At 49.9% G+C, this 21784-nt stretch carries 20 protein-coding genes; 19 read left to right on the top strand and 1 reads right to left on the bottom strand.

Annotation, left to right across the window (positions count from 1 at the left end; all coding sequences use genetic code 11):
* Nucleotides 1-391 precede the first annotated feature (391 nt).
* The 5 genes from G464_RS0103290 to G464_RS08695 all read left to right on the top strand — a co-directional run bounded on the left by G464_RS0103290 (nt 392) and on the right by G464_RS08695 (nt 6209).
* Nucleotides 392-1657 (top strand): ABC transporter substrate-binding protein, encoded by a 1266-nt coding sequence (locus G464_RS0103290; protein WP_022856721.1) that lies wholly within the window; start codon nt 392-394, stop codon nt 1655-1657.
* A 166-nt stretch (nt 1658-1823) separates the two neighbouring features.
* Nucleotides 1824-2933, top strand: coding sequence for a carbohydrate ABC transporter permease (locus tag G464_RS0103285; RefSeq protein WP_022856720.1), 1110 nt, complete (start codon nt 1824-1826; stop codon nt 2931-2933).
* A 16-nt stretch (nt 2934-2949) separates the two neighbouring features.
* A complete protein-coding gene (locus tag G464_RS08700) occupies nt 2950-3909 on the top strand; it encodes a carbohydrate ABC transporter permease (RefSeq protein WP_022856719.1) in 960 nt (319 codons plus the stop codon).
* An 84-nt stretch (nt 3910-3993) separates the two neighbouring features.
* Nucleotides 3994-5370, top strand: a complete 1377-nt coding sequence (locus tag G464_RS0103275) for a GH1 family beta-glucosidase (protein WP_022856718.1) — start codon at nt 3994-3996, stop codon at nt 5368-5370.
* A 101-nt stretch (nt 5371-5471) separates the two neighbouring features.
* On the top strand, nt 5472-6209 hold the full coding sequence (locus G464_RS08695; protein ID WP_022856717.1) for a TetR/AcrR family transcriptional regulator: 738 nt from the start codon (nt 5472-5474) through the stop codon (nt 6207-6209).
* A gap of 279 nt (nt 6210-6488) precedes the next feature.
* Here G464_RS08695 and G464_RS10040 read toward each other — a convergent pair whose 3' ends face one another.
* On the bottom strand, nt 6489-6647 hold the full coding sequence (locus tag G464_RS10040; protein WP_022856716.1) for a hypothetical protein: 159 nt from the start codon (nt 6645-6647) through the stop codon (nt 6489-6491).
* A gap of 206 nt (nt 6648-6853) precedes the next feature.
* Between G464_RS10040 and G464_RS0103260 the strand changes: the two genes are divergently transcribed.
* From G464_RS0103260 to G464_RS0103195, 14 genes are all read left to right on the top strand, one after another.
* The gene (locus tag G464_RS0103260) at nt 6854-8341 is read left to right on the top strand and encodes an APC family permease (protein ID WP_026472573.1); all 1488 of its coding nucleotides are present in this window, start codon (nt 6854-6856) and stop codon (nt 8339-8341) included.
* Between the two features lie 100 nt (nt 8342-8441).
* Nucleotides 8442-9233, top strand: a complete 792-nt coding sequence (locus G464_RS0103255; protein WP_026472572.1) for a sulfite exporter TauE/SafE family protein — start codon at nt 8442-8444, stop codon at nt 9231-9233.
* A 245-nt stretch (nt 9234-9478) separates the two neighbouring features.
* Nucleotides 9479-10972, top strand: a complete 1494-nt coding sequence (gene trpE, locus G464_RS0103250) for an anthranilate synthase component I (RefSeq protein ID WP_022856713.1) — start codon at nt 9479-9481, stop codon at nt 10970-10972.
* Nucleotides 10972-11538 (top strand): anthranilate synthase component II, encoded by a 567-nt coding sequence (locus tag G464_RS0103245; protein WP_022856712.1) that lies wholly within the window; start codon nt 10972-10974, stop codon nt 11536-11538. Before trpE ends, G464_RS0103245 begins: the two co-directional genes overlap by 1 nt.
* 9 nt (nt 11539-11547) lie before the next feature.
* Complete coding sequence (gene trpD, locus G464_RS0103240; RefSeq protein WP_022856711.1) at nt 11548-12585, top strand: anthranilate phosphoribosyltransferase; 1038 nt, start codon at nt 11548-11550, stop codon at nt 12583-12585.
* A 2-nt stretch (nt 12586-12587) separates the two neighbouring features.
* Nucleotides 12588-13379 carry an indole-3-glycerol phosphate synthase TrpC gene (trpC, locus tag G464_RS0103235; protein WP_022856710.1) on the top strand — a complete coding sequence of 264 codons (792 nt, stop codon included), beginning with the start codon at nt 12588-12590 and terminating at the stop codon, nt 13377-13379.
* Entirely contained in the window at nt 13376-13963 is a 588-nt protein-coding gene (locus tag G464_RS0103230) for a phosphoribosylanthranilate isomerase (protein ID WP_026472571.1), read from the top strand. Before trpC ends, G464_RS0103230 begins: the two co-directional genes overlap by 4 nt.
* Nucleotides 13960-15150, top strand: a complete 1191-nt coding sequence (gene trpB, locus G464_RS0103225; protein WP_026472570.1) for a tryptophan synthase subunit beta — start codon at nt 13960-13962, stop codon at nt 15148-15150. The genes G464_RS0103230 and trpB overlap by 4 nt, the downstream gene beginning before the upstream one ends.
* Nucleotides 15143-15922: a tryptophan synthase subunit alpha gene (gene trpA, locus G464_RS0103220; RefSeq protein ID WP_022856709.1), complete on the top strand. Its 780-nt coding sequence runs from the start codon at nt 15143-15145 to the stop codon at nt 15920-15922. Before trpB ends, trpA begins: the two co-directional genes overlap by 8 nt.
* A 142-nt stretch (nt 15923-16064) precedes the next feature.
* Nucleotides 16065-16547 (top strand): helix-turn-helix domain-containing protein, encoded by a 483-nt coding sequence (locus tag G464_RS0103215; protein ID WP_022856708.1) that lies wholly within the window; start codon nt 16065-16067, stop codon nt 16545-16547.
* 17 nt (nt 16548-16564) lie between these two features.
* The gene (locus G464_RS0103210; RefSeq protein WP_039777509.1) at nt 16565-17110 is read left to right on the top strand and encodes a PIN domain-containing protein; all 546 of its coding nucleotides are present in this window, start codon (nt 16565-16567) and stop codon (nt 17108-17110) included.
* A 653-nt stretch (nt 17111-17763) separates the two neighbouring features.
* On the top strand, nt 17764-19320 hold the full coding sequence (arfA, locus tag G464_RS0103205) for an arabinosylfuranosidase ArfA (protein WP_022856706.1): 1557 nt from the start codon (nt 17764-17766) through the stop codon (nt 19318-19320).
* A gap of 51 nt (nt 19321-19371) precedes the next feature.
* Nucleotides 19372-20745, top strand: a complete 1374-nt coding sequence (locus tag G464_RS0103200) for an ABC transporter substrate-binding protein (RefSeq protein ID WP_022856705.1) — start codon at nt 19372-19374, stop codon at nt 20743-20745.
* A 132-nt stretch (nt 20746-20877) separates the two neighbouring features.
* Nucleotides 20878-21783: a carbohydrate ABC transporter permease gene (locus G464_RS0103195; protein ID WP_022856704.1), complete on the top strand. Its 906-nt coding sequence runs from the start codon at nt 20878-20880 to the stop codon at nt 21781-21783.
* The last annotated feature ends 1 nt before the right edge of the window (nt 21784 follow it).

Below are 21784 nucleotides of genomic sequence, written 5' to 3'. Positions count from 1 at the left end.
TACTTCAATATAACCGCATGAAGCTGGGCAACATACTGAAATTAGTTGAAAGAACGCTGGGAAAATATGCGTTTCTTAAAGATGTGAATGCTATATAATTACATTACTTCTTATTTGTAACATATTCAACACGCCATGGTGAACATTAAAAATGTGCGATACACTGAATTTGTCTTCAGAGAAGAAGGCGGCGAAATTGCACAGTAGCAATCACGTACTCGATATTCTGAAGGTGTAACTCCATGCATGGAGTGAAATAAATGTGATGAAGCATTTATGTTAGATGAACATATGTGAGGAAGATCTCGCAGTGTTGAGAAGGAGATAGTTATGGTATTGAATCAGATTAAGCGGGGGGGGGGTTGTAGTTGCAGCTATAAGCTCAATTGCAATGCTCGCTAGTCTAGCAGCTTGTGGTAATTCATCTTCTGCTAGTGCATCAAAAACCGCCGACGGCAAAACAATTATTAAAATTCAAACCTTCAATAACTTTGGCTATGGCAAGCCAACTAATGAGCGTCCTGGAGCAGATTTATGGGCGCAATATGAGAAACTCAATCCTAATGTAAAAGTTGAGGAAATTGTAGCTGCAACTTCAGACGATGCGCGTTCTGCTTTTAACACAGCGATTTCCTCTGGTTCGAATGCATACGATGTTTATGCTGTAGATATTAACTGGATGCCATCTATTACTTCTATGCCAGATAAATTTATGGATCAGACAAAGTACCTCAAGGATAATGATTGGCTTGATTGGAAGGTTGAAGCAGGGAAGACTTCCGATGGCAAGATGATTGGTGCTTCTAATGATATTGGTCCTTCTGCTGTATGCTATCGTCGTGATCTCTTTGAAAAGGCTGGCTTACCAAGTGACCGTGCAGAGGTAGCAAAGCTTCTTGGCGGTGATTCCGCAACATGGGATCAGTACTTCCAAGTTGGTAAGGAATATACGGATAAAACAGGTCTTCCTTGGTATGACTCCATGGGGGGCACATGGGCTGCAATGCGTACGCAAAATAAAGAAACGTACGTGAAGGAAGATGGAACTGTTATTGCGACAGACGATGCTTTGAAAAAGCAGTTTATGGATTTGACTGCTACTACAGATCAGTCTGCGCATTTAAACCAGTGGTCAGATGACTGGAATGCTCAGTTCAAGTCGGATAAAGGTTTCGCAACCATGATTTGCCCAGCATGGATTGTGAATAATATTAAGGGAAATGCAGGCGAAGATTTTAAGGGTTGGGATATTGCAGATGTAACACCTGGCGGTGGTGTTAATGAGGGTGGTTCCTATTTGGTAATTCCAGAATCTTCACCTGTTAAGGAAGAAGCAGCAAAGCTCGTTGCATGGCTTACTAATGCAAAGCAGCAAGTATCGGTATTTACCGCAGCATCAAACTTCCCAAGCTCTCCAACAGCTCTTGCAGATGAGAAAGTTACTAGCAAGACGGATTCCTTCTTAAATGATGCTCCTACTGGTCAAATTTTTGCTAACCGAGCAAAGGCAATTACAGTCGATCCATATATTGGTGGTCAGCACTTTGACATCGATGCAAAATTCCAAGACGCTATTACTCGTGTAGATGTTAATAAGGAACAGTCGCCAGAGCAGTCATGGAAGCAATTCGTACAGGATGTGAAAGCACTGTCTTAACTCTCAAAATTGAGCGTGCTCGTCCTCATCATCTTTAATACGGGTATTCGCTCACTAAGTAGCGCTTTCTACATATTTCGGGCGGCGATTATGCAACCGTCGCCCGATTTGTGTACCAGAGCACAGGTTCAGAGTAAGACGAGAAGGATAATTGGGAGGAGTAATTATGCCAGGTTCAGCGTCGAAGTCGCATAGGTCGTCCGCTTTCCGCAGCTTTATGCAAAAGCTTGAGTGGAAAGCCTCGCCATATTTGTATGTAGCGCCATTCTTTATTCTCTTTGCAGTCATTGGTTTATTCCCAATGTTCTACACTCTAGTTATTTCGACCAGAGCATATAACACCCTCACTGGAGATGGAGGTCTTGCAGTTTGTGGTTCTACGTGTGGTAGCACAGAAGCTAGTTGGTATGGAAACTTTATGTGGGTATTGCATCAGCGTAGCTTCTACCATGCAGTACGAAACTCATTCACCATCTTCTTACTTAGCTCGGTTCCGCAAATCATTATTGCACTGTGGTTAGCGTGGATTCTGGATGCCAATTTGAAGGCTAAAACATTCTGTCGTGTAGGTGTTCTTTTGCCATATGTGGTTGCTCCATCCGCAGCAGGTATTATCTTCTCTCAGTTGTTCTCCGATAAAATGGGTGCTATTAATGTTGTGCTACAAAGCATAGGTTTGCAGCCTATAGCTTGGCACTCAAGCACATTTTGGTCTCAGCTTGCCATTGCAACTATTGTGAACTGGCGATGGATTGGATATAACACCTTAATTCTGTTAGCGGCAATGCAGGCAATTCCTCGTGATGTTTTGGAAGCTGCAGTAGTTGATGGGGCGAGCGCTTGGCGTACATATCGTTCGGTTACCTTGCCAATGCTTCGCCCAACACTGCTCTTCGTTATTATCACCTCCACCATTGGTGGTCTGCAAATCTTCGATGAACCGCAGCTCTTCCATAATGGTGGTGGCGTTGGCGGTGGTGCTAACGATCAGTACCTCACGGTCAGTATCTTCTTGTACAAGCTCGGCTTCGTACAAGTTACGCCGGGGCAGCCAAACTTGGGTAGGGCTGCAGCCGTCGCATGGCTTCTTTTCCTTATTATCGTCACCTTCGCTTTGCTTAACTACTTCCTCACTCAGAACGCTGGGCAGGGAGGAAAGAAATCCAATCGAAAGGCATTGGCAGCAATCGAAGCACAACGTCATGCAGACTTTATGAAGGCTAAAAAGACGGGCGTGGAAGCACGCTCGGCCGGCGAGAACAAAGCGTGTAACTAGAGGCGAGGTGAGAAACATGGCACGTAAAAATTTTGATGTAACTAACGAAAGCAACAAAACAGATATGGGCGTTCCTGCAATGGAACAGCTCTACGGCAAAGGCGTTGCCGCAACTGCTGCACGCAAACGCAGTAAAGCATTGGGAATGACGTCCGAGGGTCGCAAGCCAGGATGGGGCTCGTATGCGGTTCTTATCGTTACGATTCTTCTGTTCATCTTCCCGCTCTACTACGCGGTTTCTATTGCTTCTCAGGATACGCCAAGCAATCAGTACGGTGTAAAAGCACTCATTTTTGCTGGCTCTCTGGGACGCAATATGGCACGCGCTTTTGCGGAGATTAAGTTTGGTCAGGCATTCTTGGGAACGCTTTTCGTGGCAACAATTGTGTCTGTATCCACAGTATTCTTTAGCACTTTGGCCGGCTATTCCTTCGCAAAGCTGCGTTTCCGTGGACGCAAAGTATTGCTCACACTGGTTGTGGCAACAATGACCATTCCATCTCAGCTTTCCGTTGTTCCGCTCTACATTATGGTGAACAAAGCAGGGTTGTATGGAAGCCTGTGGGCCATTATTATTCCAAGCTTGGTCAGCGCCTTTGGCGTGTTCTGGATGACGCAATACTTAACCGATGCTCTGCCATACGAACTGATTGAAGCTGCCCGTATAGATGGTTGTTCGATGTTCCGCACCTTCATTTCTGTTGGTTTGCCGGCTGCTCGACCAGCTGCAGCAATGCTCTTCCTGTTCACCTTTATTGGCAGCTGGACGAACTACTTCTGGCCAATGCTGGTGCTGGGGCCAAACAAGAACTCGATGCTCACCACCGCAGCTGCAGCGTTGAAGGGCGCATACTTTACCGATTACACGATTGTTATGTCGGGTGTGCTCCTTACTACGATTCCACTGTTGGTCCTCTTCTTCATTGCGGCCAAGCAGCTCGTATCGGGTATTATGGCTGGCGCTGTGAAGGGCTAAATTTCGATAATTTTCAACACGATCACGTTGTAGTGAACCGATTAAGTTACACTAGTAACGGACTCATTTCAAAGGAGAATATTCATGTCACGTTCATTTCCACAAGACTTCGTGTGGGGCACCGCAACCGCGTCGTTTCAGGTAGAAGGTGCTGCTGCTGAGGGCGGTCGCACGCCATCCATTTGGGATACGCTGTGCCTTCGCGAGGGCGCTGTTATCGATAAGTCCGACGGCTCGATGGCTTGCGATCAGTACCACCGCTACCCGGAAGATATTGAGATTATGAAGCAGCTGGGCGTGAGAGCTTACCGTTTCTCCATCTCCTGGTCGCGCGTTATTCCAGACATTAATGGCGAAGTTAATCCAGAAGGCATCGCGTATTATGAAGGTTTGATCGATGCGCTTCACGTTGCAGGAATTAAGGCTTTCGTTACGCTTTACCACTGGGATTTGCCACAGTATTTGGAAGACCGCGGCGGATGGGCGAACCGCGAGACCGCATATAAGTTCGCTGAATATGTGGCTGCTGTGGCACGCGCTTTCGGTAAGAAAGTTGATTCTTGGATTACCTTAAACGAGCCATGGTGCGCAGCCTACCTCGGCTACGGTAACGGTGTGCACGCGCCAGGCGTTGTTGATTATCATAAGGCTCTGCGTGCGGTTCACCACTTAAACCTCGCACACGGTTTAGCAGTAACTACGTTGCGCGAGATTTTGGGCTACGATATCGATGTATCCGTAACGCTTAACTTGGCTGCAAACGTGGCGGAAACTGATTCTGCTGAAGATAAAGCTGCTAAGCGTCGCGCTGATCTTATGTCTAACGAGGTATGGCTCGGACCAATGCTTGAGGGTAAGTACGATCCAGAGATTTTCGAGGCAACCAAGCATATTACTAACTGGGATTATGTGCTGCCGGGCGATATGGAAATCATTCATCAGCCATTGCAAAACTTAGGTATTAACTATTACTCAAGTACTCACGTTCAGGGCAGTGAGCAGGCTGAGTCTCAAATTGGTAATCCTGTGCCAGCACAAGAACATGTGCACGGTCTACCTCCTGAAGGCGAACTAACTGCTATGGGCTGGAATCAAGAGCCTCAAGCGCTTACTGTGATGCTTACGGAACTTGCAGAGCGTTTCCCAAGTCTGCCGCTGTTTATAACGGAAAACGGTTCTGCGTGGGACGACGAGGTGAGCGAGGACGAGGGCAAGAAGGTTGTTCACGATCCGCAACGCGTTGCCTATCTGAACGCGCACCTCAACGCGGTTGCCGATGCTATCGAGGCGGGCGCTCCGGTAGCTGGTTATTTCGCATGGTCTCTGCTCGATAATTTCGAATGGGCTTTCGGATACACCAAGCGTTTCGGTATTGTGCGCGTCGATTACGATACTCAGGAGCGTGTTTGGAAGGATTCCGCGGTGCGCTATAGCGAGATTGTGTGCGCGAACGCGATATAACTTGACTGATTGCCTCCTCAAAGCCCTGGTTCTCGGTACACTAAGTTTTATAGAGTACAAAGAGCTAGGGCTTCTCCATAGGGGCAAGTGAAGAGGAAGCAATGTATTTTGAACCGTGGGAACAGTTTCATCAATCAGGCGTTGTGAGCTTTGATGGAGAAAGTCAGGCGCGAAAACTTGTGTTGAGCGAAGCGACGTATAAAAAACGAATGACTGCCGAAGAAAGACGCGAACAAATAGCTCAATCTGCAGCAAGAATAATTGCGCAAAAAGGGTTTTGGGGTATGTCGTTACGCGATATTGCTAAAGATTTGAACATTACTGAAGCATTAATTTACCACTATGTGGAAAGTAAAGATGATTTACTTCGCTTAGTTATTGAAAAGATTTACGATTCCCAAGCAATGGATGATTTTAACTACAGTAACGCGCTCGCATGCGATACAGACGGAGGAGAGCATTACTATTTTCCGCGTTTTACTTTGAATATTGTTTTGGCAAACTGCGGGCGAACTATGCTGGTGAAGCTGTTTACTATTTTGTATGCAGAATCTTTAGACCCTCAGCATCCTGCACATGATTACTTCATTAATCGTCACAGACGTTTCTGGAGCATTGTTTCTGAGATTAATTGGATGCTGCCGGAGCCGTATGCCTCTGATAGAGAACGTTTTTATGAACTATGGTCTCTAGCGATGAGCGCGATGGACGGATTGCAATTGCGTTGGCTAGCTGATGATTCTATGAATCTTGTGAATGAGTGGATGGAATTTTGTGCAGAACTGTTTCCCCTAGATGTGTGGAAAGGATACATAGATCCTGTGGAATTTAAGAAATAAATCAGTAAATCAGTAGTGGTCACTTCAGTTGCCTGAGGTGACCACTACCGTAAGAGAGAAAGAGAGAAGAAGGGATTCAGTTTTCTTGGGGGAGGACCAGCTCAGCGTCCGTTCGCTTGATAGCATCGGGTTCCTGTGCGGTTCTTCCTTGCGTTGGTTTATATATAACCGCTCGAAGCTGGGTAACACTCTAAGAAGAACTGAGAGAAAGCTGGGGATGAGTTCTCTTAAAAGACGTCTAAAACGTTCTGCGTAATTAATAAAATCCTTAGAACTCTACTACTTCCCCTCCTCATTCTCTCTAATGTCTTCAATTTGTCTCATAATCTCTGCGAGCATCTCTTCCTCAGATAAATACGCATCGCGTGCGCGCTCGCGGGCGCGGAGGAACTTTTCGAGGCGCTGCGATTCTTTGTCTTGTGTGTCTTGTGCGTCCATGTTTCTCTCTGTTTCTCTCCGCTGCTTGCTGCTCGCTACTTCAAAACGAATCTCTCCTCAATTGTAGAGCTTTAAATGCCGCTGCGCGTTCCACCTAGTGGTCGTTTTTGTCTCACCTAGCAATACTGTCCCACTAGGTAAAATAATCAGCCCTGTTTCGCCCTCTTTCTCTCTACAAACGCGAGGGAACACGGTACAGTATCCATGTGAAACTTTTTAGAACTAAATCAATCGAGTCTGCGCTGGCACAAACTCATGCAGAGGGTCATTCCCTCAAACGTAACTTAGGTGTCTGGGATATGGCTATGATGGCTGTGGCTGTATCCGTGGGCGCAGGTATTTTCTCGGTGGGGGCGCAGGTTATCGCGTTCCATGCGGGTCCGGCAGCTATTGTGAGCTTCCTTATCGCAGGTCTTGCCTGCGTGGGTGTGGCGTTCTGCTACGCGGAGTTCGCATCGATGGTTCCGGCTGCTGGCTCGGCGTATACCTTTACCTACACCACTTTGGGTGAATTTATCGCGTGGATTATCGGTTGGGATCTTATTCTCGAACTGCTTATGGCTGCCTCGGTTATTTCCAAATACTGGGGCCTCTATTTCCGCGAATTCTTCCGCCTTATTGGCTTCCCTGTGGAAACGCAGTGGCACGTATCCGAGCACTTTACCATTGACTTCGCACCAATGGTTATCGTCGCCTTCTTTACCGTTCTGCTTCTTATGGGCACGAAGATTTCCAGCGATTTCGACGCTGTTCTTACCGTGGTGAAGGTAGGCGTTGTCCTCTTTATTATTGTGGCCGGCTTCTTCTACTTTAAAGTTGGCAACCTCACGCCGTTCGTGCCTCCTCAGCAGTCCGTAGGAACGGTGACCGGTTCCGGCTCGTCCGTGCTCACCTCGCTTGAGCAGCCTCTGCTGCAGAAAGCTCTCGGTTTGCCAGATACCATGTATGGTTTCGGTGGCGTTCTCTCGGGCGCGGCTCTCGTCTTCTTCGCGTTTATCGGTTTCGATATTATCGCCACCGCTGCTGAGGAAGCTAAAGAGCCAAAGCGCACGGTTCCGCTCGGCATTACCATCGGTTTGGGCATTGTTATCTTCCTGTATGTGATGGTTACGCTCGTTACCTCGGGCATGGTTTCCTACGATAAGCTCGCCCAAATGAAGAGCCCTTCGCTGGCTACCGCCTTCGAGCTTGTGGGTGCTGACTGGGCCGCTCAGATTATTTCCTTTGGTATTCTCGTTGGCTTGACCACTGTAGTTATGGTTCTGCTGCTGGGCTTGACCCGTGTCGTTTTCGCTATGAGCCGCGACAAGCTTCTGCCAGAAGGCATTTCGCACACCAATAAGCGTGGCGTTCCTGCAACCTTGCAGATCGTTTCCAGTATTGTTGTTGCCCTGATTGCCTCCACTATGGATATTGGCGTTCTGGCTGACATGGTGAACATCGGTACGCTGAGCGCCTTCGTGCTCGTATGCGTAGGTGTGCCAATTATGCGCAAGAAGCGTCCAGACTTAGAGCGTGCCTTTAAGGCTCCAGGTAGCCCATGGTTACCGCTCATCGTTGCGGCAGTGTGCTTCGTGGTTATGCTCTACCTGTCTGTACTCACGTGGATTCGCTTCCTCGTGTGGCTGGTCGCCGGCATTACCATTTATTTCGCGTATTCGTATAGGCATTCGCGATTGAATGAGAAGGCTTGAGTTAGTTTTCTTCTGCGAGTGGTGGGGTAAATAGCGTCGTGGCGGTGTTTACCCCACCGCCATATGAGACCTGTTCGCCGCTCGCCCTACCATGGCAAGCATGACGAAAACCACGACGAACACCACGCGCTCCATCCTTCTGCTCCTCGCCATCGGGATAGCAGTCGGCATTTTCTCCGGCCTTTTCGGCGTGGGCGGTGGAACGGTTATGGTTCCTGGCTTGCTGCTCTATGGCCTTACGCAGCGCCAAGCATCGGCTACATCGCTCGCAGCCATGCCATTGGCAAGTTTGGGTGGAATCATCTCCTACGCATTCGGCGGTCACGTAAATTGGTCGATGGGTGCACTGGTTATTATCGGCACCATCACCGGCGCATGGGTCGGCTCGAAACTGTTGCAAAAACTCTCCGAGAAATTCTTGCGCTGGGCCTTCGTCATGTTCCTCATTGGCATCGTTATTAGTCAATTCTTCGAAAGCCCGTCGCGCATCTCACACGTCACTGTCACCTGGCTCACCGGTACAGGCATGGTGTTGCTCGGTATCATCTCGGGTGTTCTGTCCGCTCTGCTCGGCGTAGGCGGCGGCGCGGTGCTCGTTCCCGGCATGAGCGTCGTGTTCGGCGCCAGTGATCTGGTATCGCGCGGAACCTCCCTGCTGGCCATGATGCCCGGTGCAATCAGCGGCACTATCAGCAACCTTAAAGCGAACCTCGTTGACCTCAAAGCCGCCGGAATTATCGGCGTCGTGGCCATGCTCGTCACGCCCGCCGGTGTGCGTCTGGTCGCTTTTCTCACGCCAACAATCAACCTGTGGGTGTTTAATTTCTTCCTGCTGCTTGTGCTCGTAAAAAGCGTACTGTCCGCGCTCAAAGTCTCACATACTGGAAGATAGCTCACGAGTTGAGCTTTTTCTCGCTACGGTTGCCAATAACAGTTCAAAGGAAGACCATTATGACCGCTCAGAGCTCTCAGCCGCGTTTCGCGCTCAGCTCTGTCGCGCTCTCTTTCGACTTCGTTCCGACTTGAAGGTCTGACACTCTTTCGTAGTGTCAGAACGCAGCATTCTTTTTTACACCTAGGGATACGTGTATTTCCTTGCGTTCTGCATACCATTTTTCGCACACGCAAAGGAATTCAGTGAAAACACAACCCTCTTTAGCTCAGGTAGAAGAGCTCGCCGCCACCGGCTCGTACACGATTGTGCCGGTGAGCGCTCAGATTTTGTCCGATTTTATAACCCCTGTAGAAGCCGTGCGCATTCTCAAAAACGTATCGCGTCACTGTTATCTGCTCGAGTCCGCGCAGGCGGACGAACAGTGGGGGCGCTACAGTTTCTTGGGATACGATCCGGTGCGCAGCATTAGCGTTGCCGATGGTCAGATTTTTGATTCGCTTCACGCCGAGCCGATAGAAACTGCAAACCCTTCGGATTATTTGCGCGCAGTTATGCGCGATTATGCTAGTCCGCGCGTAGACGTTGCGCCTTTTACCGGCGGTTTAGTTGGCTATTTCTCTTTCGACTACTTTACCTACAGCGAGCCGACTGCCAAGCGCGCGGTGAACGATACGGAAAGCTTTAAAGACGCCGATCTCATGTTGTTCGATAAAGTTATCGCTTTCGATCATGTTCAGCAAAAAATCATTCTGATTGCCAACATGAGCGTAAAGCCGGGCGAAAACTTAGCTGAGAACTATGCGCAGGCGCGCGCAGAACTATCAGATATGATCCGCCTGCTTAAGCGCGGCGACAAGTTTACAGAACCGCACAGTGCGCTGACCGGACCGGTAACACCGCTGTTCGATAAAGAGCGTTTCGCGGCCATGATTACCGCAGCGAAACATCATATTCACGAGGGCGATATTTTCCAAATCGTGCTATCGAATCGCCTCTCGGCGCCGTTCGAAGGCAGTCTGTTTAACACCTATCGCGTACTGCGCACCGTGAACCCATCGCCATACATGTTCTATTTCTCGGGAACGGATGTAGAGGTTGCGGGTGCCTCGCCGGAAACGCTGGTTAAGCTGCATAACGGTGAACTCACTACCTTCCCTCTGGCAGGAACTCGTCCACGCGGTGCAACGCCTGCCCAAGATAAGGCCTTAGAAACCGAGCTGTTAGCCGATACGAAGGAACTGGCTGAGCACAATATGCTCGTCGATCTGGGACGTAACGATTTAGGCAAAGTGAGCCGTTTCGGAACAGTTGAGGTTGCGAAACTGCACAGCATCGAACGTTTCTCGCACGTTATGCACATCGGGTCTACTGTGCGCGGCGAGATTCGCGATGACAAGGATGCTTTCGACGTTATCGAAGCAGTTCTGCCAGCAGGAACGCTCTCGGGGGCGCCGAAAATTAGAGCGTGTCAGCTTATTAGCGAACTGGAAAACGATAAGCGCGGCATTTACGGTGGCGCTATCGGCTACATCGACTTTACCGGTAATGCGGATATGTGCATTGCTATTCGCCTCGCCTACAAGAAGAACGGCACAGTTTTCGTGCGTTCGGGCGCGGGCATTGTGGCCGATTCCGATCCTGAGAAGGAGTATCAGGAGTGCATTAACAAGGCGAAAGCGTCGATGAAGGCGCTCGAACTGGCGCAAGAACTCGAGGATGCGCAGGAGGACGAGTGATGATTTTATTAATCGACAACTTCGACAGTTTTTCCTACAACCTCTACCAAATGATTGGCGCGATTAATCCTGATATTCGCGTGGTGCGCAATAACGAGTTAAGCGTCGAGGATGTGCGCGCGCTGGCGCCTTCGCATATTGTGCTGGGGCCTGGCCCGGGGCGACCAGAAGACGCGGGCATCACCATGGACGTGGCGCGAACCGTGAGCACCGAAATCCCAACGCTCGGCGTGTGCTTGGGGGAACAAGCAATCTGTGCGGCCTACGGTGCAACCGTTACATACGCGGATTTGCTTATGCACGGCAAACAGTCCGATGTAACTTTCGACACGAACAGCGTGCTTTTCCGCGATTGCCCACAGGTCGGGTCTGTTGCTCGCTACCATTCGTTGGTGGCAGACGCTTCGACTTTGCCAGATGAGTTGCGCGTAACCGGTGCAACCGCAACCGGGGAAGTGATGGCCGTCGAACATACGCGCTATCCGATTTACGGCGTGCAATTCCATCCTGAATCCATCCTCACCCCGAACGGTGAGAAGATGATCCGCAACTTTTTAGCATTATAAGGACAAAAAATGATTAGCGAAGCAATTAAGAAAATCGTCAATAAACAAGACCTCAATTACGACGAAGCCTACGCCGTTATGAACGAAATTATGAACGGCGAAACCACCCCAACCCAAAACGCAGCTTTTTTGGCGGCGCTGTCTACCAAGAGTGCGCGCGCCGAAACCACGGACGAAATTGCCGGCTGTGCGCAGGCCATGCGCGAACACGCCACCCCAGTTCCTGCTACAGACAACGGTTTAGAGGTGTTCGACCTCGTGGGAACGGGCGGCGATGGGGCTCACACCTTTAACATTTCCACCACCGCAGCCATTATTGCCGCAGCTGCCGGCGTAAAAGTGGGCAAGCATGGCAACCGTGCTGCTTCGTCGAAGAGTGGCACGGCCGACTGTTTGGAAGCCCTCGGTTTTAACATCGACCTCACGCCTGACCAGTGCATTCGTCTGCTCACAGACGCAGGCTTCTGCTTCTTCTTCGCACAGAAGTATCACAGTGCGATGCGCTTCGTTGGACCAATCCGCAAAGAGCTCGGCATTCGCACAGTCTTTAATATTTTGGGACCGCTCACCAATCCTGCTCGTCCGAGCTACCAGCTGCTGGGCGTGTACGACGAGTATCTCGTAGAACCATTGGCACGCGTGCTCTCGCAGCTGGGCGTGCGCCGCGGCCTAGTGGTGTATGGCAAAGATAAGATGGACGAAATTTCGCTGAGCGCTCCAACTGCGGTGTGCGAAATTAAGGACGGCGAATTTACCTCGTATACCATAGCGCCGGAAGATTTTGGGTTGGTTCGCTGCTCGAAAGAAGATGTGGAAGGCGGAACGCCACAGGAGAACGCGCAGATTACGCGCGCAATCCTGGCCGGCGAACTGACCGGACCAAAGCTCGACGTTGTTCTGCTCAACGCAGGTGCTGCGCTTTACATTAACGACAAAGCCGACAGTATTGCCGACGGTATCGATCAGGCTCGCACCTTAATTTCCAACGGCAGCGCGCTCGACACCCTCAACAAAGCCGTAGCGCTGAGCAACGAGGGCAAGGAGTAAAAATGACTGCAACAATTCTCGACGAACTCGCCGCTCATGCGCGCGAACGCGTAGAACAAGCCACACAGCAGCGTCCCTACGAGCAGGTAAAAGCTGAAGCTCTCGCTCTGCCTCGCGGCGATTTTGCCTTCGAAAAAGCGCTGGCAAAGCCGGGAATCAGTTTTATTTGTGAGTGCAAAAAAGCCTCGCCGTCCAAAGGGCTTATCGCCCCAGACTTCGATTATCTGAGCATTGCCCGCGACTACGAGGCGGCCGGTGCGGACTGCATTTCTGTGCTCACCGAACCGAAATGGTTCCTCGGCTCTGACCAGTATTTGCGCGAGATTACAGCGGTCGTGAGCACGCCCTGCATTCGCAAAGATTTTACGGTCGACGCCTACATGATTTATGAGGCTAAACTGCTCGGCGCGTCCGCAGTTTTGCTTATCTGTGCGATTTTGAGCGAACAGCAAATTCGCGACTATATCGATGTATGCAATACGCTCGGTTTAACCGCGCTCGTCGAAGCGCATGACGAAGACGAGGTGCGGACGGCTGTGCGTGCCGGCGCGCGCGTAATTGGCGTAAACAATCGCAATCTCAAAGATTTTTCCGTGGATACCGCGAACAGCGCTCGCTTGCGCGCGCTGATTCCGTCAGACGTTCTGTTCGTGTCGGAAAGCGGCGTGAGTGGACTTGACGATGTGCAGGCTGTGCGCGACATGGGTGCAGACGCTGTACTCGTGGGAGAAATCTTGATGCGCGCGGACGATAAAAAAGCTGCGCTGGCAGCTCTTCGCGGAGAAGGTGCATGAGAACGCGCGTAAAACTGTGCGGATTGCGCCGCTTAGAAGACATTGAGATGGTCAACGAGCTCACACCTGATTATGTGGGTTTTGTTTTCGCGCCAACATCGCGCCGCTACGTAACGTTCGAGCAGGCCGCTCGTTTGCGCTCTGCTCTCGCGCCAGGCATTGAGGCAGTGGGCGTATTCGTCAACGAGTCAGAGGAGAACGTGCAGCGAGCGCTAAACGAGGGCATCATCGATCTGGCGCAGTATCACGGTGCAGAAGAGAACGTGCCAAGCAAGCGCTCCATCAAAGCGTTTAGAGTGCGGTCTGCAGCAGACGTACAGGCGGCTAATAACAGCGCTGCCGAGCATGTGCTGCTCGACGCGGGCGCAGGCAGTGGCATCACGTTCGACTGGTCGCTGCTTCGCGAGGCAATCAAACGTCCGTATTTTCTTGCGGGCGGACTGGATGCGCATAACGTGGCAGAAGCCATCAATCAGCTCCATCCTTTCGCGGTGGACGTAAGCTCCGGCATCGAAACCGACGGTTTTAAAGATTTTAAGAAAGCAGCTGCTTTTATGGCAGCAGTTCGAGGAGAAAACGCATGACGAACACACACGGTCGCTTCGGCGTACACGGCGGGCAATATATTCCCGAAACGCTCATGAACGCAGTGATTGAGCTAGACGAAGCCTACAACCATTACAAGAACGATCCGCAGTTTAACGCGGAACTGGCCGAACTGCTCGAGGAGTACGGCGGCCGCCCGTCGCGCCTGTACTACGCGCGCAAAATGAGTGAGGATCTTGGCGGTGCGAAAATCTATCTGAAGCGCGAGGATCTTAACCATACCGGCGCGCACAAGATTAACAATGTGCTCGGTCAGGCGCTGCTGGCCAAGAAAATGGGCAAAACCCGCTTGATTGCTGAGACTGGTGCTGGTCAGCACGGCGTGGCTACTGCGACCGCAGCCGCGCTGATGGGTATGGAGTGCGTTGTTTTTATGGGCAAAGAGGATACCGAGCGTCAGGCGCTGAACGTGTATCGTATGCGCTTGCTCGGCGCTGAGGTGGTGCCGGTAACCTCGGGAACTGCTACGCTTAAGGACGCGGTGTCGGAGGCGATGCGCGAATGGACCAAGCGCATTGATGACACGCATTACTGCCTCGGCTCGGTTATGGGCCCGCACCCGTTCCCGACGATTGTGCGCGATTTCCAAGCGGTTATTTCCAAGGAAATTAAAGAGCAGATGCTTGCGAAAGAGGGGCGCTTGCCGGACGCTGTGATTGCCTGTGTGGGTGGCGGTTCGAACGCGATTGGTTCCTTCAACAACTTTATTGAGGATGAGCAGGTACAGCTGATTGGTTGCGAGGCTGCCGGGCGCGGCGCCGATACTTTCGAAACCGCAGCAACGATTACCACCGGCTCGCTCGGTATTTTCCACGGTATGAAGTCGTACTTCTGCCAGGATAAGTTCGGGCAGATTGCGCCGGTCTACTCGATTTCTGCTGGTTTGGATTATCCAGGCGTCGGGCCAGAACACGCGTATTTGCACGATATTGGTCGCGCCCAGTACGTGCCGATAACCGATGACGAGGCAGTGAACGCTTTCGAATACCTGGCTCGCACCGAGGGCATTATTCCGGCAATTGAGTCGGCGCACGCGGTGGCTTATGCGCAGAAATTGGCGCCAACATTGAGCTCAGACAAGATTATTGTGGTGACCATTTCCGGTCGCGGCGACAAGGATTGCGCAGCGATTGCGCGTTATTGTGGGGAGGATATTCATGAGTAGGGGAGTTGCTGGAGTTTCGCGTGGTTTTGGTAGTGGGAAAGTATTTATTCCGTTCATTACGTGCGGAGATCCAGATTTAGAGACTACGCGCCGTGCGGTGCTGGAGATGGTCGCGGCCGGAGCGGACATTATCGAGTTGGGTATTCCATTCTCCGATCCGACTGCGGAAGGTCCGGTGATTCAGGGCGCGAATATTCGCGCGCTCGCTGGGGGAATAACCACCGATACGATTTTCGATTTCGTGCTGTCCTTGCGCGAAGAGGTGTCTATTCCTCTCGTGTTTATGACCTACGCCAACGTCGTCTTTTCCTATGGCATTGAGGCGTTTGCTGCTCGTTGCGAACAGGTGGGGATTGACGGCATTATTTTGCCAGATATTCCGTTCGAGGAAAAAGCTGAATTTAGCGAGATTTTTGAGCAACATGGCGTTGATTTTATTTCGCTTATCGCACCAACCTCGGCTAACCGCATCGCCATGATCGCACGCGAGGCTCGTGGCTTTATCTATGTTGTCTCCAGTTTGGGAGTGACGGGGGAGCGTGCGGAGATTACCACGGATGTGAGTTCTCTTGTGGCAACGATTCGCGAGAATACGTTCGTTCCGTGTGCGGTTGGCTTTGGAATTTCGACTCCGCAGCAGACGCATGATATGGTCGCAATCTCGGATGGTGCGATTGTGGGTTCGGCAATTATCCGCTTGATCGAACAGTACGGCACGGAAGCGCCGGCACATATTGGTGCGTTCGTGAAGAGCATGAAGGATGCTTTGTAGGGGAGTGCTTAGCTCGTACTAAGGAATGATGTTATTGTGCTGACTGTCCACATTGTGAAGTCGGCACAATAGTTTGCTTTTATCTCTACTAGATTTTTTCGAATATTTCGAATAGAATTGTAAGGGGAAAGGTGATTATATTATGTCTCCTTCACTAGGTATGCGCCAAGCAGAAACATATTATCCTGACGACAAAGAGCGTGCTCAGAATGTCAACATTATGAAGGCATTTGAAGATATAGCTTCCCAGGAAGATTTTCCGATTGCGTATTTGAAGTTGCCTGGATATGAGGAATTACCTCTTACGGGAGAGCTTGCTCGTGTTCTTTTACAGGTTACGCAACAGTTATCAAATAATAAGGCTATCTTTGTTGCGCCACTTGAAATGAAGCTCACAACACAAGAAGCAGCTGATATGTTATCCATGAGTCGACCAACTCTTGTGAAATTACTTGAAGGTGGGCATATCCCATATCAGAAAGTTGGTAGACACCGTCGGATTCTGCTGAAGGATGTGCAAGAATATGCAGAGAGGCGCCATCGTGAATTCAATGAAGCCATGGATAGTTTGGCGGCTACCGAAGATCCGTCATTATCGCTAGATAATCCGTTAATTCGGAAGTAGGTTACTATGCCTTTAGCGTGTTCTTTGATGTTTGTTCATTGTATGGAGAAATTTATTGTGATCTATTCCTCACTTTGGCAGAGGAGAGATTATATGTTCCGTATTGGTCTCAAGGTGTTCTAGATGAATTACGTAGAGTTGTTAAGCTTAATAACCCTACTGCGGACATTGATAAACGTATAGAATATATGCAAAATTTCTTTCCAGATGCAACTATTACATCTTACGAAACGTTAATTGATTCTATGACCTGTGACGAAGGAGATCGTCATGTATTAGCTGCGGCGCACATGTCTCCAGCTCATACCTTAGTGACCTTCAACGTGAAAGTTTTCCCAGAAGAATCCTTGCGCAACCTGCCGATGAGTGTAAAATCCCCTGATGATTTTCTCCTCGATGTTTTAGATATTAATCGTGCTAAAGTCGCACAGGCGTGTTTTCGAAGACTTAAAACATACAGGAATAAGCCCAGAACACCGGAAGAATATGAGCAATTTTTGGAAGTTCATACCCCGAATTTTGCTCATGAACTACGACCTCTTCTAGATGTTTTAGAAAATTAACTGCTCTGGAGATGCATAGAAAAAGAAAACCTCGGCGTGCATTCTGCTGCAAGCGTCGAGGTGTAAGAGAAAAGAAGAAGAGGGTTCAATTTTCTTGGGGAAGAATCAGCTCAGCGTCCTTCTGTTTGAAACTCAAGTTCGGGTTCCTGTGCGCTCGATCACATGCGATGGGGTACGTTTTGAGCTTTAGCTTTTACAGCTGTTGATTATCTGTACTCGGTAAAGCTTTTACCAGGCTCTGTATGAGGGTTCTGACTGCTGTAACGTGTATCGCTGTCTATAGCTGTAACAGTTAAAGAGGTCAACTTCACACGAGAAGTCACGTGCAAAAGCTGCCACAAAGTGAACGTTCACAAACCGCTGTTTTTCGTGGCAAGTTTTACGCGCGCGGTCAGATATAAAAGCTGCAACAGCAAACCCTAGCTACACCACAGGTAGCGCGAGGCGAATCCTTCGCAAGCCGAGCCATATAAATCTCTCGGCGTGTCGCGCTAGTCAAATATTTAGGTAAACGATATACTAAAAATCATTAATACAAGGTTGTACTAGCTCAAATTACTTACTTTTACTTACGTTCCATTTACTCGAAACGGTTAAATCTCCAACGATGGGGAAGCGGTAAGTAAGAGTTAAATCTAAACGGGAGGCAGCACATGGCGCACACCGACAATCCATCCGCATTAACAGCGCGCATCGTAGCAGACGACGAATTTGAACTTTCCGAAGTTCCAAACCGCATCTTCGGCTCTTTCGTAGAGCATCTCGGGCGTTGCGTATACGAGGGAATTTACGAGCCGGGTCATCCAAGCGCGGACGAAAACGGCTTCCGTCAAGATGTTATCGAGCTGGTACGCGAACTGGGTGCCACAACGATCCGCTATCCGGGCGGAAACTTCGTCTCTGGCTATCGCTGGGAAGATGGCGTCGGTCCAGTAGAGCAGCGTCCGCGTCGCCTCGATACAGCATGGCATTCGACCGAAACGAACGAGTTTGGTCTGCACGAAATGGATGCATGGCTTAAGAAGGTGTCCGTCGATGGCAAGCCAAACGAGCTGATGGAAGCCATCAATCTTGGTACACGCGGTCTGCAAGAAGCTTTCGACATCGTGGAATACGCCAATATTCCTGGCGGAACCAAGCTATCAGATGAGCGCAAAGCAAACGGTGCCGAAGAGCCATTCGATATTCGCCTCTGGTGCTTGGGCAACGAAATGGACGGCTCATGGCAGCTCGGTCATAAGTCGGCAGAAGATTACGGTGTGCTAGCGGCTGATGTTGCGCGCGGTTTGCGTCAAATCGATCCAGACTTGCAGCTAGCGGTGTGCGGTTCGGCAGCTCACGATATGCCGACCTTCGGTCAGTGGGAAGAAACCGTGCTCGAACACACCTACGATCTGGTGAACTTCCTGTCGTGCCACGCCTACTATGAGCCAGCTCATTACGATGGCGATCTGCAAAGCTTCATGGCATCCGGCGTCGATATGGATCGCTTTATTAAGGAAGTGGGCGCCATTATCGATACTGTGAAGGCGAAGAAGCGCAGTAATCACGACGTATATATTAGCTTCGACGAGTGGAACGTGTGGTATCAGAGTGCTGAGCCAAGCAAGGTACCTCAAGGTATTGGAAATTGGCCGGTTGCGCCACACCTGCTCGAAGATGTGTACAACGCGATGGATGCTGTCGTCTTCGGCGATCTTATGATCACGTTGCTCAAGAACGCAGACCGCGTAAAGGCTGCCAGCTTAGCACAGCTGGTGAATGTGATTGCTCCAATCATGACTCAAAAAGGCGGCGACGCATGGCGTCAAACGACCTTCTACCCATTCGCCTTAACCGCCAAGCTCACCAAGGGCGGAACGGTTTTGGAGCCAAAGCAATCATCTACTCCAATCGCTGCAAAGGCGTACGGAGAAGTAGAGTCAGTAAATTCTGTGGTAGTAAAGCGCGAAGACGGATCGCACGTTATCCTCCTGACGAACCGCTCGCTCGACCAAGCTGCAGACGTAGAAATTTCGTTGCCTCACGCAGGGTTCAGCACTGTAGAAGCAACAACGGTGCACGACGACGATATGTATGCAGCCAACACTGCAGACGATCACAATCGCGTAACACCATCTCGCAACACCTCCGCTCAACTCGACGAGCAGGGCGAGCGAGTAACTCTTACTTTGCCAGCAGTGTCGTGGACGGCTGTGGAAGTGAAATAAAAGAAGTGAAGTAAGAGAAAGACAAAGACAAAGAGAACAAAGGAGTACTCGATGCAATTGAAGAAGGTTCTAGCCGGTATTGCTGCCGCTAGTTTGGCAATCGGTTTGGCTGCATGTAGCCCATCTGCTTCAAACAGTTCCCAAAAAGAAGGAACTGATGCTCACAAGAACGATTCTGCGAGCTGCCAGAATAAGGTAAAGAAGGAAGGCGTAGAAAAAGTTACGGTGTGGGCATGGTACCCAGCCATCGAACAGATTGTCGATAACTTCAACGAAACGCATGACGATGTGCAGGTCTGCTGGAACAATGCTGGTCAGGGTAGCCCAGAGTATGTAAAGTTCCAGAACGCTATTAAGGCGGGCAAGGGCGGCCCAGACATTATTCAGCTCGAATACGAAGCAATGCCTCAGTTTGTATCGGGTGCACAAAAGCATTTGGTGGATTTGAGCAAGTATGGCATGGATAAGTACAAGAGCGAATATACCGAGGGTGCGTGGAACGGCGTAACCGTTGGTGGTGGTAGCTCCGTCTACGGCATTCCTGTGGATTTGGGTCCATTCGTTATGTATGTGAACCAGCCAGTATTCGACAAGTACAACCTCAAGATCCCAACAACCTGGAAAGAATTTGCTCAGGTTGGTCGCGACTTAAAGGCTGCAGGCTTCGATGGTTACTTGTCCGACTGGAACCCTAACGGTACCGCTGTGAACATGGCTTTGTTTGCACAAAAAGGTGCTAAGCCATACACCTACTCTGCAGAAAAGGCAGATCAGGTAGGTATCGACTTTAACTCTGAGGGTGTTCAGGACGTTATGGAGTTCTGGCAGGGTCTTGTTAAGGAAGGTTTGGTCGATACTACAGACGCAAACACGACAGATTGGAACACTTCCATGGTGTCGGGTAAGTACGCTCTGTATGTTCAGGCTTCTTGGCTTGGCGGTTACTTGAAGGGCTTGGATGGTTCTGAACAGGGTATCTTCCGTTTGGCAAAGGCTCCTGTATGGGACGACTCCACTCCTGCTGTAAACCAGGGCGGTTCTGCATGGGCAGTAACAGACCAGGCTGCAAACACGAAGGTAGCAGCACAGGTGGCACACGATCTCTTCGACTCCGATAAAGCTCAGGAGATTGGCGTAACGACAGCGGGTCTGTTCCCTGCATGGAACAAGATGCTCAAATCCGACTTCTTTAAGAATCTGGAAGATCCATTCTTCGGCAACCAGAAGATTAATGAAGTAACTATTCCAACAGCACAAGCGTACAAGGGCGAAGACTTCCTTCCATTCCAAACCTACGCTTATGACGCACAGACCAAGGCCTTTACCAGCATTGTGCGCGACGGCAAAGATGCAAAGAAGGGGCTTGCAGATCTGACCACATCTCTCAATGACTACGCTAAGCAGCAAGGCTTTACCGCCAAGTAAAACCTCGTTCGCATAGTTCCTTTCCAATAGAGTGGGGCGGTTCGCCTCGTGCGGTCTCTCCATCCGCCCCACATTTCCTTACTTTTCCTTCACCGCATTCAATGGCGAATGAAAGCTTGAGAGGACATTAAGGTGAAAAATACAAATACCCAAGTTAAAAGTTTGAGTCGCCAAGGCTTGTGGGGCTGGATCTTTACCGCTCCGTTCCTCATTATTTTCGTACTCTTCCTTGTTATTCCGCTTGTTTACGCGTTTATTGTGTCTCTGTTTACGTACACGCAGGTTCACGGTGAGCACTTCTCGGGATTAGCAAATTATCAACGCGTTTTTACCGATAAGATTTTCTTGACCGGTTTAGGCCGCGTTATTATCTACACAATTGTTATGGTTCCGATTCAGCTCGGTTTAGCATTGACTTTTGCTTTGCTGATGGATTCGTTAAAGAACCGTTTCGCTTCTGTGAGCCGTTTGGTTATCTTCTTACCGTATGCAGTTCCAGGCGTTATCGGCGCGCTCATGTGGGGCTTTATGTATTCCAAGAACATGGGGCCATTTACCACAATTTTCGAACTGTTTGGTCTTCCTGCTCCAGAAATCTTGAGTTCTCAAGGAATTTTCGGTGCTTTGGTTAACGTGGTTACTTGGCAGTGGACTGGCTACTATATGGTTATTCTTTATTCCGCATTGCAGTCTATCTCTCCGAGTTTGTACGAGTCCGCCCGTATCGACGGCGCTAACGAATTTAAGATTGCAACGCGCATTAAAGTACCGATGGTATCGGGCTCGCTGGTTATGGTTACAATCTTCTCGCTGATTGGTACCTTGCAGTTCTATACGGAACCAAACGTTTTGCGTAATCAAGCGCCAACAATTATTCAGCCAGAATATACGCCGAATATGTATGCACAGGCATTGGCCTTTAACTACAACCAAACGAATTACTCGGCAACTGTATCGTTTGCGCTCGGATTTATCGTTGTTATCTTCAGCATGATCTTTATGCGCTTAACTCGCAAACAGTCTGGATTGGGGGACTAAG

Source organism: Alloscardovia omnicolens DSM 21503, from assembly GCF_000420505.1.
In the GTDB taxonomy this organism is placed as follows: Bacteria; Actinomycetota; Actinomycetes; order Actinomycetales; family Bifidobacteriaceae; genus Alloscardovia; species Alloscardovia omnicolens.
This window is presented reverse-complemented; position numbering and strand designations above follow the sequence as displayed.